The sequence below is a fragment of the Acidovorax sp. SUPP1855 genome, assembly GCF_030158955.1.
Classification (GTDB): domain Bacteria; phylum Pseudomonadota; class Gammaproteobacteria; order Burkholderiales; family Burkholderiaceae_C; genus Paracidovorax.
The window spans coordinates 1-15,527 of record NZ_BQXI01000033.1; the positions used below are offsets into that span (position 1 = coordinate 1).

Consider the following 15,527-nt stretch of genomic DNA (forward strand, 5'->3'; position numbering starts at 1 on the left):
TTGTGTTGGCGCGAGGCCTCAGCGAACAGGTCGAACTTCAGGGCGCTACGGGGAGTGATCATGGCAAAGGATGGAGCACGCGTTCTCGATCAACAAGGGACCGGATGGGTTTTGAGAGGTTCCCCTATGACTTCAATGATGCAGCGGGCGAGGACCAGGATCTTGGAAACTGGAACTTCGAATCCAATAGCGTTGGGCGAACCGGTTTGAATGGCGGCTTCAACGTCCGCAATTCTGATTTCAGGAAATGGCGCTCGACCAATCGGAAAGGCGGTGATTTTCTGATCTATTCCGATATGCGGGTGCTCAAGCAGACCACGAACAATACGTTCTTGTTCAAGCCTTAGAACCATGGCCCATCCAAGCGCATCGCGCTCCAAATTCTTGGCCTTGCTCGTCGCCGTGGCGCTGGGGGTCTATGGCTGGCTGTCGTTCACGCCCAGCGGACGCAAGCTGTGTTGTTCCAGCGTGTACAAAACCTTCCCCAGTCCGGACCAACGCTTTCAAGTAGCCGTGTTCCGGATCGGCTGGCCGTGGCGAATGTCGCCCGGCTCTTCCGCAGACGCCCCTGGCTTTGTGCAGCTCCAGACCCAGGACGGCACCGTCTTGCAAGAGCAGAACATCGAAGCCGTGCAACTGGTAGATCAGGTCCACTGGGAACCACGGAGCGTGGAGATCAAGCTGATCGCCGAATGGGCGCTTCCCGGGTCGTGACTAACTTTCACGGGCATCTTCGGTGAAGACGAGGTCAAATCCGAAATGAAGCGCCCGGCCGCTCAGGACAACGCCAGCGCATGAAGTTTTGAGAAAGTGCGTGGGCCGGCACTGCCCCACCGTGCAGAACCGCCCAGGGCGCGGGGGCAGCTCAGACCCGGAACACCGACGGCTGCAGCACGTAGCCATAGCGCACCGGCAGATCGGCTGCCTGCACTGGCTGCGGGTCCCACTGCCCGGCCTCGACCGCCTGCGCGGCGGTTTCCATGTCCAGCGTGTGCGCCAGCCCCAGCACGGTGCCGTCGAACAGGTACAGGCGCCCGGCCTCGTCCAGCAGGCATTCGCGGGCGGTGGCGGCGCGGCCGGTGTGGGCGACCAGGGTGAAATCCGGCTCGATGCGCCAGACCACCGGGGTGATCTCCAGCTCCACGTACACGCGCTGCGGGCCGTTCTGGAAGAACCAGCGCCCCTGGGCGTCGGCCTCGTAGTTGCGCTGGATGAAGTCGATGAGCTTGCCGTGCGCCAGCAGCGAGCCTTTGGCCTGCGGGAAAGGCCCCTGGGCCTGGGTGGCGTCGTCGCGCATGTACCAGCGGCCCCGCGCGTCGAGCCCCAGCCAGCCGTAACAGTCGGGAACGTTGGGCCACTTGGCGATGGCCTGTTTGACGATGTCATCCATGGCGCGATGGTATCGAGGGGGTTCCGCCGGCCGCGTAGTCCGGTGCCCCGTGGGCCGCCAGCCAGGCAGCCACCTCGGCCGGCATGGCGCGCACGTGGCCCGGCAGGCGCCCCTGGGCGAAGCCGACGTGCCCGCCGTGCGCGGGCTGCCACAGCGTGACGTGGGGCCCGGCCTGCCCCGCGCGCGGCAGGCTGGACGCCGGCACGAACGGATCGTTGCGCGCATTGACGGCCAGCGCCGGAATGCGGATGCGCCCCAGCAGCGGTTGGGCCGAGGCGCGGCGCCAGTAGTCGTCGGTGTCGCGAAAGCCGTGCAGCGGCGCGGTGAACACGTTGTCGAAGTCGTACAGGTCGCGCGCGGCCAGCAGGGCCTGCCGGTCGAACAGGCCCGGGTGCTGGCGCAGCTTGGCCAGCGCCTTGGGCACCATGGTGCGCAGGAACATGCGCGTGTATACCTGCCGGTTGAAGCCCCGGCCGATGGCCGCCCCGCCCGCGGCCAGGTCGAGCGGCGAGCACACAGCCGCCACCGCATCGGCGCTGCGCGAGGCGCTGGCGCCGGCCTCGGCGGCCCAGCGCAGCAACGCATTGCCGCCGAGCGACACACCCACCGCCAGCAGCGGCGCGCGCGGACCGGGCGTGCCGTCGGCCCCGAGGGCGCCGTCGGCCTGCCGCTGCGCCAGCCGTGCCAGGATCCAGGCGATCTCCTCGTGGTCGCCCGAGTGGTAGGCGCGCGGGGCCAGGTTGAGCTCGCCGCTGCAGCCCCGGAAATGCGGCACGGCGTAGGCCCAGCCGCGCTCGCGCGCTACATCGGCGAAGGCCTCGGCATAGTGACTGCGCGACGACCCCTCCAGCCCGTGGAACAGCACCAGCAGCGGCCTGCCAGGATCGGCCTGCGTCCCGGCCCCTGCGGCCGGCTCCAGGAAGTCCACGTCCACGAAATCGCCGTCCGGCGCCGTCCAGCGCTCGCGCCGATAGGCCGGTGGCGCGGCCAGCACCCGGCGCGAGGCCAGCGCCGGCCAGATGGTCTGCAGGTGGCCGCCGGGCAACCAGCGAGGCGCTACATATTTCATAGCAAAATGCCCTAGTACTTATTGTGCTGGAGGGCTAAAAGGCTTGAAGCCCGTGGGCCGACAACATGGCGGGCAGCGCCTCAATGCAGCACCGGCGGCGGGTGGCCCGGCGCCTGGGCTTCGTGCACGGTGCCCGGGCTGGCGTGGTGGGCCACCAGGCGCCAGCCCTGCGGGGTCTTGTGGTAGACGTTGGTGGACTGCACGATGGCCTCGCGCACCCCGCCGTCCAGCACCACCTCGACGTGCTCGACCACGCTGTGCACCGCGCTGGCCATGGCCTGCACCCGGTGCACCTGGGCCGGCCGGGCGCGCAGGGTGCCGTGCTCGAACATGGCGCTGAAGGCGGCGCGGATGGCCGCAGCGCCCAGCAGGCGCGGGCCGCCGGGGTTGACGCAGACGATGTCGTCCTCCTCGGCCCAGCACGCCATCAGGCGTTCCAGGTTGCCCGTCTGCAGGGCTTCGTAGAAGGCGGCTTCGGTCTCGTCGGCGGAGCCGCCCAGGGTGGCGGCACGGTAGGGGGATCGGGTCATGGCGCTTCGGTGGGCTGTCATGCGGTGGCGCTATTGTCAGGGCTGGCGGGCCGCAACGCCCGGCCCGCGGTCGCCGGACCGGCCGGGCGGTCGGCCCGGCGGACTACGCGGTGCCCGATCGGGCTGGGGCAGAATGCGCGGGCGCTGCCAGCCTTTCGGCACTGTCGCCTGCACCCGGCCCAGCGCACGTGCCATGAAACGTCTTCTTGCCACCCTGGCCGCCGTCCTGGCCCTCTCAGGCTGCGGCTACAACGACTTCCAGCGCCTGGACGAGCAGTCCAAGGCCGCGTGGAGCGAGGTGCTCAACCAGTACCAGCGCCGCGCCGACCTGGTGCCCAACATCGTCGCCACCGTCAAGGGCGAGGCCGCCTTCGAGCAGGACACGCTGACCAAGGTGGTCGAGGCCCGCGCCAAGGCCACCTCCATCCAGGTGACGCCCGAGACGCTGAACAACCCCGAGGCGTTCAACAAATTCCAGGCCGCGCAGGGCGAGCTGTCCGGCGCCCTCTCGCGCCTGATGGTGGTGGCCGAGCGCTACCCCCAACTGCAGGCCAACCAGGCGTTCCGCGACTTGCGCGTGACGCTGGAGGGCACCGAAAACCGCATCACCGTGGCGCGCAACCGCTATATCCAGACGGTGCAGGAATACAACGTGCTGGCGCGCAGTTTCCCCACCAACGTCACGGCCAAGGTGTTCAGCTACGACCCGAAGCCCAGCTTCACCGTGCAGAACGAGGCGCAGATCTCCACCCCGCCGGCGGTGGACTTCTCCAAGCCGGCGTCCAAGCCCTGACACCACCACCGGAGTGCCCGACATGGCCCTGGCGCACGTCCGCCTCGCGCTGACAGCTCTCTTTTTGATGGCCATCGGCTGTTTCGGCACGCCAGCGCAGGCGCAGCGCGCCGTGCCGGCACTGAGCGCGCGCGTTATCGACCAGACCGGCACGCTCAGCGCGGCCGACCGGCAGGCGCTGGACACGCGCCTGGCCGCCATCGAAAAATCCCACGGCTCGCAGGTCGTGGTGCTGATGGTGCCCACCACCGCGCCCGAGGAACTGGCCGCGTTCGCCAACCGGGTCGGCAACGCCTGGAAGGTCGGCCGCAAGGACGTGGGCGACGGCGTGCTGGTGCTGGTGGCCAAGGACGACCGCAAGATGCGCATCGAGGTGGCCAAGGCGCTGGAAGGGGCCATCCCCGACATCGCCGCCGCGCGCATCATCGACGGCGCCATGAAGCCGCGCTTTCGCGAGGGTGACTACGCAGGCGGCCTGTCCGCCGCGGTGAACCAGATCGGCGCGCGCATCGCCGGCGAATCGCTGCCCCTGCCCAGTGACACCAGCGAACGCGCGGCCCGGTCCGCGCCGGGCGTGGACTGGACCGACCTCGCCATCTTCCTGTTCTTCGGCGTGATGGTGGGCGGCCCGGTGGCGCGCGGCATTTTCGGCAACCGCCTGGGCGGGCTGCTGCTGGGCGGCGGCGTGGGCGGGCTGGCGTTTCTGTTCACCACCAGCGTGCTGCTGGCCGGCGGCGCCGGGCTGATCGCGCTGCTCTACACCTGGCTTTTCAGCGGCACCGGCCTGTCCCTGGGCGGGCGGCGCGGCGGCGGTTTCGGGCCGGCCGGGGGCGGCGGGATCGGCACATCCACCGGGGGCTTCGGCGGCTGGAGCGGTGGCAGTGGCGGCGGCAGCAGCAGCGATGGCGGCGGCTTCAGTTCGGGCGGCGGCGGCGATTTTGGCGGCGGCGGCGCCTCGGGAGACTGGTGACCATGGCAAAGACCTCGCTGGCCCACGCGGCCCCCCCTTCGGCCCTGTCGCGCATCGCGCGGCTCGTGCGGCACCGGTGGGTGGAAGGCCGCCTGCACCAGGCCCTGCCGCCCGACGTGCTGGAGCGCATCACGCGCCGCGTGGCCGCCAGCGAGCGCCGCCACACCGGGCAGATCCGCATCTGCGCCGAAGGCGGCCTGCCCACTAGCTACCTATGGCGCGGCGCCAGCGCACGCGAGCGGGCCGTCACGCTGTTCGGCAAGCTGCGCGTGTGGGACACCGAGCACAACAACGGCGTGCTCATCTACCTGCTGGTGGCCGAGCAGGCCATCGAGATCGTGGCCGACCGGGGCCTGGCCCGCGCCGTGCCGCCCGAGACCTGGCGCACCCTGGTCGCTCACATGGGCGAGGCCTTTCGCGCCGAGCGTTACGAGGACGGTTTGACGCAGGCGCTGGCGGAGGTGTCCGCCCTGCTGGCCGAGCACTTCCCCACAGGAATGGGCGAAGAGGGGGCGGTGGCGAGCGGGCGCAACGAACTGCCCGATGCGCCGGTGCTGGCGGGCGATGCGCTGCTGAAAGAATAGCCCCGGCCCTTGGCGCGCAAGCGTGCCCTGCGAGGCTTGGCTCAAGGCTTCGCAAAACCGGGCATCCCTGCGCGCGGAACATGGAACGTTTTCGCTGACGCACAGACGATCGCCGGTACCGCCAGCGCATGAGCGCGGCAGGAAAGGCGCCCCAAATGGACCCCCTTCGGCCTCCGAGCCGCACCCGACTGCGCGAGCACCGCCCAGAGATGGCCAGCCACATCGGTACGCCTCGGCGGAGCCAAGCTTCGTCAAAGCCGCAATTGCCTGCTTCCGGGCTGGCGGCACCGGTCATTCATGGCGCGCTTTACCGTCTGCCGTTCGGCCTCGGGCACCGGTCCATCGTCTGCCCGCTCAACCCGCAGCGCGGCAGCCACCCATTCACAGCCCCCAACTGGAAAATCACCCATGTCAGGCATTGAACGCATTGGTACCGTGAGGCCGCGTGAGCAAAGTGTTGGGTCACCGTCCGTCGCAGACCGCCAGGTCCGCGCACGCAGAACCAGTCCAGCGCACCCTGCCGGCCCTTTGGCTGCGCGCAATCCATTGTCGGGAAACGCCGCCGAAGCCGCTGCCTACCTTCGAGCGCCGCGCGCCCACTTGCCTCTGCCAGACCTGAACACCGCACTGACCCAACCGCCGAACCTGCCGGATCTGAACGCCGCACTGACCCAACCGCCGAACCTGCCGGACCTGAACACCGCACTGCCCCAACCGCCGGACCTGCCGGACCTGCCGGACCTGAACACCGCACTGCCCCAACCGCCGAACCTGCCGGACCTGAACGCCGCACTGCCCGCATCGTCAGAGGAGTACGCTGCACAGCCTCATCCACTCGATTTGAACAACACGCCACCGCCATCACCAGACGCGTGGTCAGAGACCTCGGACTCGGAAGAAGAAAGCTGGCAAAGCGAGAACGAAGCGGCGCCGGCCCCGCTCACGCTTCCGTTTGCGAACCATGCCGCATTGGGGCCCCATTCGTCCCAGGTCTTTGCGTTGCTGGACCAGTTGAATGCCCAGCCGGAGTTGGCGCCCGAGGTGCTGCGCGTATCAGCCGACCTGCTCGTGGAACTCGGCGCCCTGCCGGAACTGCGCGACGGGTTGGAAGCGCGGGCCCGGGACAGCACCTTGCACCCCGTCACGACCGAGGCCATCCGGCAGTTGATGGGCATCCTGATCGACTTTGAAAACGAAGATGTCGAGTCGGAGGACGAAGGGGAGGAGAACGAGCAAGACGAACTCGCCCGGGACCTGAAGCGCCAAACGAGGCCTCTCGGCTGGGAAGCCGCCCAATGGCTGGGCCCGGACCATCCCGAAGCCGCTGCATTGAGCGCTTTCGATGACGAGCCACAGGCGCCCGCTTTTGCCCGCCTGCTCGCCCGACTGCGCGATGCCGGCCGCGAGGGCCCGGAGGGCGGCTCCTCGACGGTAGCAGCGCAACGGGGCGAGCAGGTCGCGGCCGTCATCCATGCGGTAGCAGGCGATCCCGATCTGCGCGCGCAGGTCTATCTGATAGCGCAAACGGCTTTGGGCAGTTGCCAGGACAACGTGCTCGAAGGTTTTTCCAAAGCGCTGTTGGCGGTGCGCAACCACCAGATGGTGGCGGACATCCGCAGCGGCCGGGTGGACGCCACGCAGTTCCAGCGCTGGGCAAGGCAGCAGTTCCGGCTGGCTTTGCTGGAAAGCGAGGTCACCCGGTTCATTCATCAGGAACTGCAGCGCCCGGACCTTGGCCCCTGGCCCAAGCGACAACTCACGCGGGAGCCGCTGGAAACGCTGATGCACGCCAAGCAGGCGCTGCGGGACCGACTGGATCTGCCGGAGGGCACCGTCACCGGCGTACAGGCCTTGCAATTGAGCGTGCTTCGCCAAAACAACGTGGCCGATCTGGCCCGCGCCGTGGAGCAACAGGCGAGCGATCCTACCGCTTATGGCGAATTTCGCTTTAACCACCCGACATGGCGTGAAGGAATGAAAGCGCTGCACCCGCGCGAATTCGGCCAGCTCACCACGGCACGCGACGACGATCCGTTCTTCGATGAAGACCTGCCGCAGGGCCTGGAAGCGGAGGTCGAGTACGCCATCCGCAGCCGGGCGGTCGAGGCGAAATGGCGGCACGAGGAAAATCTGCTGCTGAGGCATTTGGGGAAAATCGGGGCGCCTGACCCGTCCATGAAACCCGAACCGGACATGGCGTAAGCCGCATTGGGCCGGTGTTGCGCCGGCTTCGCAAAACGATGCACCCGTGCGCACGGGGCAGGACGCCACCGCGTTCCCGCACGAACATCGCCGGTACCGCCCCGCTCGAATGCGGCGGGAAAGGCGACCATGGACCCCCTACGACATTCCGGCCGCATCCGGCCACGAGAACACAGCCCCGAGGCCAGCGGCGCAGCGCCCACCCGGCCCGTTCGCGCCCGAACGACCGGTCCAGCCGCAGATGCAGCCCTGCCCCTGTCGCCACGCCGCACTTCTGCCAGCGCGCCCACGGCAGGCCCCTCCTTGCCGCCACGCTCGGCCATGCCGCTGCGCCCGCCGCTGCCCGCCACCGCCGTGGCCAGCCCGCGCGGGGAGGTGCCGTCAGCCCCTGGATCGCCACAGTCCGATGATGGCGCGCTGGACCTCGAAACGCCCGAGCACCTGCAGCACGCTTTGGGGGAACTGGGCATCCATGGCCCGCTGGCCTCTTCGCAGCTCTTCGATCTGGTGGCGCTGACCGTGCAGCGCCCTGATCTGGAAAAACATATCCAGCAAATGGCGGCGGCCCTTTCGACACTCCAGGGCGTTCGGGCCGAAATCAAAACGGGGCTGGAAGCGTTATGGCAACAGCACCGCCACAGCCACCCCGCCGCGGCGCGCGTGATCGAACTCGTCATGAACCCGGTGGGCACGTTCGTGACCACCGCCCCCTCACTGGAGGAGGGCGATGACGCATCGGACCTCGAAGCCTACCTCGAGACACAGCACGACGAAGAACTCGACGAGGGCGATGTCGAAGGCGACCTCGAACGCCTGAAAGCGCCACTGGGTCACCAGATCCGGACATGGATGAGCAGCGGCATGGCGCAGGCCGCCACCGCAGACCCCCATGCCTTCGACGACGAGCCCCAGGCACCTGCCTTCGCCCGGGTGCTGGAGCGCCTGCACGACGAGGCTTACCCGGGTTTTTCGCCTGCGGCACAACAGCAACTGGCCAGCCAGGTGCGCACGACCATCCTGGCGATCGCGCGCGATCCCGATCTGCGCAGCGAGGTGTACCTGATCTCGCAGACCGCCCTCGGCGATTGCAGGGACAACCTGCTCGATGGCTTTTCCAAGGTGATGCTGGCCGTGCGCAACCGGCAGATGGTGCTGGACGTGCGAGCGGGCAAGATCAACGAAGCGCAGTTGAACGGCCTGATGGGCCAGCAGTTCCGGCTGTCGCTGCTGGAGACCGCCACGAACCTGTTGATAGACCAGATGAAGCAGCGCACCGATTTACCGCCATGGAAAGCGAAATGGCTGCAGGCAGATCCGCTGGAAACCCTGGCGCACGCCAAGGCGGCGCTGAAAAGGCCCCTTCAACTGCCGCAGGACACGGCGCAAGACCTCACCAACCTCGACTTCAGCGCGCTGGACTCGAAAGACATCGCAGCCCTGCATTCCGAGGTTTTGGCGCAGGCGGCCGACCCGCAGGCCTACCCAGCGTTTCTGATGCACCACGAGACCTGGCGTGTGGGCATACAGGAGCTGCACCAGGCGACGTTCCAGCCATTGAAGGACGCTCGGGACAACCATCCGTTCCTTCAATTGCCCTGGCCGGAAGATCATGAAAGCCCCGCCGCTTTCGAATACTCGCGACAAGCCCGTGAGATCTACAGCGAGTGGGAGGCCTCGGTGAATACGCACCTTCAGCCCTTGGCGGCTCAGGCGGGCGGAGCGATGCCGCCGAACCATCCGAGACCGCCCGAGGCCGGGCCGTCGCGCAGAACCGGCCCTGGATAACCGCCAGGACTTTCACCCACGGGCCAGGTCACTCCGACGCGGCCCCCATGCCCGGCACCGCCCACACCCGCCCGCCGCCGGTGGCGAAAAAGCGGCGCTCCGGGCCGGTGGTCATCGTCTGGCCGCCGGTGAACTCGCCGAACGCCGGCAGCACGGTGAGTTGCGGCTCCACCGCGAAGCACGGCAGGCGCAGGGCGTCGCGCCCCCGCCCCCGCAGCACCACGGCGGGATGGACGTGGCCGGCGAGCACGTGCAGCGTGCCGTGCGCCTGCGGGTAGTGGCAGCACGCGAAGGGCCCGATCGGCCAGGGCTCGTCCACGATGGCGAACCCCAGGCCGGCCGGCGGATCGCCGGCGTGGCTGTCGTGGTTGCCGCGCACCAGCACCACCTCCAGCGCCGCATGCGCGGCGCGCCATGCCGACAGGGCGGCCAGCACGGCAGGCGACTGCGCTTCGGCCGCGTGCAGGAAGTCGCCCAGCACCACCAGCCGCTGCGCGCCTTGCCGGGCGATCAGGGCCGACAGCCGATCGAGGTTGTCGCGCGTGGTACCCGAGGGCACGGGCAGCCCGCGCGCGCGGAAGGTATCGGACTTGCCCAGGTGCACGTCGGCCACGAACAGCGTGCGGCCGGCCGGCCACCACAGGGAGCGGTCGGGCAGCAGGTGGACTTCGGTGCCAGCCAGGTGGCAGATGGCGGCGCCCTCGGCCGTGGGATGGGTGTCCGTTGCGCTCATGCCTTGATGGTTCTTCACAGCCGGGGCAAGGGCCGCGAGGGCTTGCGCTCGCGGCGCCGCTTCGCGCCGCCGCCCGGTGCGGATTCGTCGGCGGCGGTCAGCGAGAAGTCGAGCGTGCGGCGCACCTCGGCCGCCGCGGACTGCAGGGGGTCGTGCAGTGCCACCGGGGCCTCGTCGACGGCCGGCGGTTCGCTGGCCGCGGCCTTCGGAAGCCGCCGCGCGCGCAGCGGCGGGTCGGGCGGCACCACGTCCTGCATGCGCGGCGCGGCCTCGGCCGCCGGGCCGCGGGCATCGGCGGCACTGTCCAGTTGCGCGAGCATGCGCGCGATGCGGTCGGCCAGGTGCTCGTTGGTGAGCTTTTCGCGAAAGCGCTCCACCATGAGCGGAAAGGCGAACGGGCTCGGCCGCAGCAGCGCCCGCACCACCCGTTGCTGGCCCTGCATGCGGCGCAATGCGGCCAGCAACTGGGCCACGTCCAGCTCCTGACTCAGCACCTCTTCGTCGGCCTGGCGCAGCAGCATGTTGGTGGTGTCGTATTTGCGAAAGACCTCGAAGAACAGCTGCGACGACGCCTGCAGCTGGCGGGCACTGCGGCGCTCGCCGGGGTGGCTCTGGAAGATCAGCCCCGACACGCGCGCGATCTCGCGAAAGCGCCGCCGCGCCATTTCGGTGGCGTTCAGGCTGGCCAGCACTTCGTGCAGCAGGGCCTGGCGCTCGGGGTCGCCGTGCGGCGCCTCGGGCAGGGGGTGGCCGGCGGCATCGTCGGCTTCGGCCCGGGCGGCATTGGCCGTGTTGCGGATGGCCAGGGCTTCGCTGGCGGGCACGCGCAGGTCGGAAGCGATCGCGCCGGGGGCCGGGTCCGTCGTAGGCGCGGCGAGGGCACCGGGCGCGGGGCGGGCCTGCGTGCTCAGCAGCTCGGGCAGCAGGGCCGCCCAGTCGCGCTCGGTGGCGCTGAGCAGCTCCAGGCCGTAGTCGTTGACCGCGATCGAGAAGGTGCCCGCCTCGCCCTGCGCCGCGCGCCAGGCGAACAGGCTGGCCAGGCCGGTGTGCGCATGCCGCCCGGCGAAGGGGTAGAGAAACAGGTGCCAGCCTTCGCGCGTGCGCAGGGTTTCGGCCAGCAGCGTGCCGGGCGTGGGCAGGGCCGACCAGCGCTGCTGCACCTCCAGCAGCGGGCGCACGCTTTTCAGTTCGGGCGAGCGGTAGTCGCCGTCCGCCGCCAGCGCGAGCTGGCGCACCACGAAGTCGGCCAGCACGGTGGACAGCGGCATGCGCGATCCCGCCCAGCGCGGCACGGTGGGCCGACCGCGCGCGGCGCGGCGCACGTAGGCGGTCATGTCCTCGATGCGGACCATCTCCAGCACCTGACCCGCGAACACGAAGCAGTCGCCGGCCGACAGGCGCGACAGAAAGCTCTCTTCCATGGTGCCCAGGCGCGCGCCGTGCAGCACCTGCACCACCATGCTGGCATCGCTCACGATGGTGCCGATGTTGGCGCGGTGGCGCCGCGCCAAGCGCGCATCGGGCATGCGCCACACGCCGCCCTCATCGGGCACCACGCGCTGGTAGTCCGGGTAGACGGCCAGCGACGGCCCGCCCCGGTGCACGAAGTCCAGGCACCACTGCCACACGGCGCGCGGCAGGTCGGCATAGGCCGCCGTGCGGCGCACCTCGGCATAGAGCGCCTCGGGCTCGAAGCCGCCACCCAGGGCGACGGTGACCAGGTGCTGCACCAGCACGTCCACGGGGCGGCGCGGGCTGGCGCGCATCTCCACCTGGCCCGCCTGCACCGCGGCGCGGGCGGCGGCGGCCTCGACCAGCTCCAGGCTGTGGGTGGGCACGAGCGTGATGCGCGACGGCCGCCCGGGCGCGTGGCCCGATCGCCCCGCGCGCTGCAGCAGCCGCGCGATGCCCTTGGCCGATCCGATCTGCAGCACGCGCTCCACGGGCAAAAAGTCCACGCCCAGGTCCAGGCTGGAGGTGCACACCACCGCCCGCAGCCGCCCGGCCTTGAGCCCCGCCTCGACCCATTCGCGCACGCCGCGGTCCAGCGAGCCGTGGTGGATGGCCAGCTCGCCCGCCCAGTCGGGCCGCGCATCGAGAATGGCCTTGTACCAGACCTCGGCCTGCGAGCGCACGTTGACGAAGACCAGCGTGGTGCGCGTGCCGGCCAGCTCGCGCACCACGGCGGGCAGCATCGACAGGCCCAGGTGGCCGGCCCACGAAAAGCGCTCGGGGTGGTCGGGCAGCAGCGTGTCCACCACCAGGCGCTTGTCCACCCGGCCCTGCACCAGCACGCCCTCGCCAGAGCCGCCTTCCTGCCGGCCCGGTGCCTGGCCCAGCAGCGTGTGCATGGCTTCCTCCAGGTTGCCGAGCGTGGCCGACATGCCCCACACGCGCAGCGCGGGGTTCCAGCCCTGCAGCCGGGCGATGGCCAGCTGCACCTGCACCCCGCGCTTGTTGCCCAGCAACTCGTGCCATTCGTCGGCCACCACCAGCTGCACGGACGACAGCACCTCGCGCGCATCGCCCCGCGCCAGCAGCAGCGACAGGCTCTCGGGCGTGGTCACCAGCACCGTGGGCAGGCGCCGCGACTGCGCGCTGCGCTCGCCGCTGGCGGTATCGCCCGTGCGCGCGCCGGCCGTCCAGCGCGCCACGCCGCCATGCACCGGCGCCAGCGCATCGATCGGCGCCTGCAGCGCCTTGAGCGTGTCGGCCGCCAGCGCCCGCATGGGCGTGAGCCACAGGACGGTGAGCGGTGCGGCGGTGCTCTGGCGCCCCCGCAAAGGAATTGCTACTTTTTTTATAGCATCATGCCCTAGTACTCTTTGCGCTGGAGCCCGATTCGGCTCAGATCCGTCTGGATCGCCGGCCAGCGCCTGCAGGGCGCCGAGCCACACCGCATAGGTCTTGCCCGCCCCGGTCGTCGCATGCAGCAGCCCCGAGCGGCCCTCCGCCATGGCCTTCCACACCTGCTTCTGGAACGGGAACGGCTTCCAGCCCCGCTGCGCGAACCAGTCGGCCACCGCGCGCTGGACCGTGGACCGGGTCACTGCCAGCCCCCCTGCCGTGGCGAACGGCGCCGCAACGACGTGCGCGCCTCGCCGGCCCGTACCCAGCGGCGTGACAAGGGAAGCGCCATGGCTTGCGCCCCCCGCTCCGCTTGCGCTGCGCTGCGCAGCGGCTGGCGCACAAACGGCCGCACCGGACGGAACGACCGCCCCCCTCCCGGGCGCGCCGCCGCGGAGCGCGCAGGCACGGTGCCCGCTCGCCGCGCGCACCGCAGGCAGCCCGCCGAAAAGCGCAGGCAAGCCGGGTGCGCCGCCTTGGCCCGGAGCGTCTTCTTGGGGTGCGTCACCGCAGGGTGCGCGGGCCGCCGGCCCACCGCCCGGCCCAGGAACGCCGCGCGCTCATGGCCGTCGTCAATGCGCGGCATGGATGGCCCTCCGGCGATCACGCATCCGACCTCGGCAACAGCGCCGCCAGGGTGTCCACCGAATCCGCTTCGTCCACCGGCTTGTCCTCGCGCCAGCGCAGCATGCGCGGAAAGCGCACGGCGATCCCGCTCTTGTGGCGGCTGCTGCGGGCGATGCCCTCGAACCCCAGTTCGAACACCAGCGTGGGCCGCACGCTGCGCACCGGGCCGAAGGTCTCGACGGTGGTCTTGCGGATGACCGCATCCACCCGCGCCATCTCCGCATCGGTCAGGCCGGAATAGGCCTTGGCGAACGGCACCAGCGCGCGCCCTTCGGTGCCTGGCGGACCGTCCCACACCGCGAAGGTGTAGTCGCTGTAGAGGCTGGCGCGCCGGCCATGGCCGCGCTGGGCATAGATCAGCACCGCATCGATGCTCAAGGGGTCGATCTTCCACTTCCACCACGTGCCCACGTCCTTGGTGCGGCCCACGCCGTATTCGGCATCGCGGGCCTTGAGCATCATGCCTTCCACGCCCAGCGAGCGGGCCTGCTCGCGCTGGACCGCCAGATCCTGCCAGCGGTCGCCCTGCAGCACCGGGCTGGCCACCAGCGCCGGGTGCGCCACGCGCGCCAGCAGCGCATCGAGCCGCGCCCGCCGTTCGTGCTGGGGTCGCTGGCGCAGGTCCTGGCCGCCCTCCTCCAGCAGGTCGTAGGCGAGCAGCACCACGGGCAGCTCGCGCAGCAGCTTCGGTGTGAGGGTCTTGCGGCCGATGCGCTTTTGCAAGTCGGCGAACGGGCGCACGTGGGCCGCGGCATCGCCCTCGGCAGCGCGCCAGACGACGATCTCGCCATCGAGCACCGTGCCGTCGGGCAGCGCTTCCCCGAACGCCTGCAGCTCTGGGAAGCGGTCGCTCACCAGCTCCTCGCCGCGCGACCAGACCCAGGTGCCGGCGCCTTCGCTGGCGCCCTCGGCGCGGGTGCTGCGCCGCACGATCTGGGCGCGGATGCCGTCCCACTTCCACTCCACGATCCACTGCGCGGGCGGGCCGAGCACCGTGTCGAACTGGGACACCGGCAGTTGCAGCGGGTGCGCCAGGAAGAAGGGATAGGGATGGCCCCGGGCTTCGCCCTGCGCCGCGTCATCGCCGCCTTCGCCCTCGGCTGCGACCAGGCGCAGGTAGTCGCCCTCACCCGGACGCGCCCCGATGTGCGTGTAGCCCATGAGCCGCTGCGCGACACGCTTGGCATCCACGCCGCTCACCGCCGCCAGTGCCTGCGTGACCTGCAGGCGCGACACCCCCACGCGGAACGCCCCCGTGATGAGCTTGAAATACACCAGCCGCTCTTCGGGCGCGAGGCCTGCCCACTGGGCCCGCAGCGTGGTCTCCAGCGCCTCGGGCGGCATGCCGCGCAGGGGCAGCAGGTGGTGCTCCATCCACTCCGCCAGGCCCAGCGCCTGCACGGCGGTGGGCGCGGGCAGCAGCAGCGAGATGGTCTCGGCCAGGTCGCCCACGGCCTCGTAGCTCTCGTCGAACAGCCATTCGGGCAACCGGGCCGCATCGCGCGCCAGGGTGCGCAGCAGCTTGGTCGGCACCAGCTGGCGTGGCTTGCCGCCGGCCAGGAAATACACCGCCCACGCCGCATCCGCCGGCGCCGCGGCGCGCAGGTAGGCCTGCAGCGCGGCCTGCTTGGCCAGGCTGGAGGTGCTGGCGTCGAGCGCGCGGTAGAGCGCGGCGAAGTCCTTCATGGCGCAGACGAAGGGGGTCGGCGGGGTGGAGCGGAGGACAGGGAGGATGACTCGGCCTCGGAAGGGGCCGCGCCCTTCCCAGCGGCCGGCTCCGTGAGGGCGCCTTGATCGGGATCGATGGCCGCAGCGGTGCGTTTCGATCGGCCCCTGGGGCGGGGCCTCGGAGCACCGGACACGCCGTCCAGCGCTGCGGCCTGGGCGGCTGCGGCCACATCGCCCGAGCCTTCTCCGGCCTGCGCAGCGGGGGCGCTGGCATCGGACGGTGGCAGGGCAGACGGCGCACCGTTGATCACCGGGGATGCGTCTCCACC

At 70.4% G+C, this 15,527-nt stretch carries 15 protein-coding genes; 8 read left to right on the forward strand and 7 right to left on the reverse strand.

The window, feature by feature from the left end; genetic code table 11:
* Window positions 1–347, forward strand: a 347-nt coding sequence (locus AVMA1855_RS21975) for a DUF6402 family protein (RefSeq protein WP_284427316.1), incomplete at its 5' end; no start/stop codon positions are given.
* A 4-nt stretch (window positions 348–351) separates the two neighbouring features.
* A complete protein-coding gene (locus AVMA1855_RS21980; RefSeq protein ID WP_284427317.1) occupies window positions 352–714 on the forward strand; it encodes a hypothetical protein in 363 nt (120 codons plus the stop codon).
* A 151-nt stretch (window positions 715–865) separates the two neighbouring features.
* On the opposite strand, the gene AVMA1855_RS21985 is transcribed toward AVMA1855_RS21980, so the two are convergent.
* From AVMA1855_RS21985 to AVMA1855_RS21995, 3 genes are all read right to left on the reverse strand, one after another.
* On the reverse strand, window positions 866–1,390 hold the full coding sequence (locus AVMA1855_RS21985; RefSeq protein ID WP_284406672.1) for a DUF2946 family protein: 525 nt from the start codon (window positions 1,388–1,390) through the stop codon (window positions 866–868).
* Window positions 1,383–2,459 carry a YheT family hydrolase gene (locus AVMA1855_RS21990; RefSeq protein ID WP_284427318.1) on the reverse strand — a complete coding sequence of 359 codons (1,077 nt, stop codon included), beginning with the start codon at window positions 2,457–2,459 and terminating at the stop codon, window positions 1,383–1,385. Before AVMA1855_RS21990 ends, AVMA1855_RS21985 begins: the two co-directional genes overlap by 8 nt.
* 80 nt (window positions 2,460–2,539) lie before the next feature.
* Window positions 2,540–2,989 carry a YybH family protein gene (locus AVMA1855_RS21995; RefSeq protein WP_272565757.1) on the reverse strand — a complete coding sequence of 150 codons (450 nt, stop codon included), beginning with the start codon at window positions 2,987–2,989 and terminating at the stop codon, window positions 2,540–2,542.
* A 193-nt stretch (window positions 2,990–3,182) separates the two neighbouring features.
* Here AVMA1855_RS21995 and AVMA1855_RS22000 point away from each other — a divergent pair, with 193 nt between their 5' ends.
* The 6 genes from AVMA1855_RS22000 (at window position 3,183) to AVMA1855_RS22025 (ending at window position 9,323) form a co-directional block, all read left to right on the forward strand.
* On the forward strand, window positions 3,183–3,782 hold the full coding sequence (locus AVMA1855_RS22000) for a LemA family protein (RefSeq protein ID WP_272565758.1): 600 nt from the start codon (window positions 3,183–3,185) through the stop codon (window positions 3,780–3,782).
* A 22-nt stretch (window positions 3,783–3,804) separates the two neighbouring features.
* Window positions 3,805–4,752 carry a TPM domain-containing protein gene (locus tag AVMA1855_RS22005; RefSeq protein ID WP_284394441.1) on the forward strand — a complete coding sequence of 316 codons (948 nt, stop codon included), beginning with the start codon at window positions 3,805–3,807 and terminating at the stop codon, window positions 4,750–4,752.
* Between the two features lie 2 nt (window positions 4,753–4,754).
* The gene (locus AVMA1855_RS22010) at window positions 4,755–5,336 is read left to right on the forward strand and encodes a TPM domain-containing protein (protein WP_284413312.1); all 582 of its coding nucleotides are present in this window, start codon (window positions 4,755–4,757) and stop codon (window positions 5,334–5,336) included.
* Between the two features lie 209 nt (window positions 5,337–5,545).
* Window positions 5,546–5,758 carry a hypothetical protein gene (locus AVMA1855_RS22015; protein WP_284427319.1) on the forward strand — a complete coding sequence of 71 codons (213 nt, stop codon included), beginning with the start codon at window positions 5,546–5,548 and terminating at the stop codon, window positions 5,756–5,758.
* A 106-nt stretch (window positions 5,759–5,864) separates the two neighbouring features.
* Window positions 5,865–7,538 (forward strand): NEL-type E3 ubiquitin ligase domain-containing protein, encoded by a 1,674-nt coding sequence (locus tag AVMA1855_RS22020; protein ID WP_284427320.1) that lies wholly within the window; start codon window positions 5,865–5,867, stop codon window positions 7,536–7,538.
* A 507-nt stretch (window positions 7,539–8,045) separates the two neighbouring features.
* Entirely contained in the window at window positions 8,046–9,323 is a 1,278-nt protein-coding gene (locus AVMA1855_RS22025) for an NEL-type E3 ubiquitin ligase domain-containing protein (RefSeq protein WP_284427321.1), read from the forward strand.
* 28 nt (window positions 9,324–9,351) lie between these two features.
* Here AVMA1855_RS22025 and pdeM read toward each other — a convergent pair whose 3' ends face one another.
* From pdeM to AVMA1855_RS22045, 4 genes are read right to left on the reverse strand one after another with little or no spacing between them, the layout of a single operon-like run.
* Window positions 9,352–10,056, reverse strand: coding sequence for a ligase-associated DNA damage response endonuclease PdeM (gene pdeM / locus AVMA1855_RS22030; protein ID WP_284427322.1), 705 nt, complete (start codon window positions 10,054–10,056; stop codon window positions 9,352–9,354).
* Between the two features lie 14 nt (window positions 10,057–10,070).
* On the reverse strand, window positions 10,071–13,106 hold the full coding sequence (locus AVMA1855_RS22035) for a ligase-associated DNA damage response DEXH box helicase (protein ID WP_284427323.1): 3,036 nt from the start codon (window positions 13,104–13,106) through the stop codon (window positions 10,071–10,073).
* Entirely contained in the window at window positions 13,103–13,489 is a 387-nt protein-coding gene (locus AVMA1855_RS22040; RefSeq protein ID WP_284427324.1) for a hypothetical protein, read from the reverse strand. Before AVMA1855_RS22040 ends, AVMA1855_RS22035 begins: the two co-directional genes overlap by 4 nt.
* Before the next feature lie 17 nt (window positions 13,490–13,506).
* A complete protein-coding gene (locus AVMA1855_RS22045) occupies window positions 13,507–15,216 on the reverse strand; it encodes an ATP-dependent DNA ligase (RefSeq protein WP_284427325.1) in 1,710 nt (569 codons plus the stop codon).
* Window positions 15,217–15,527 lie beyond the last annotated feature (311 nt).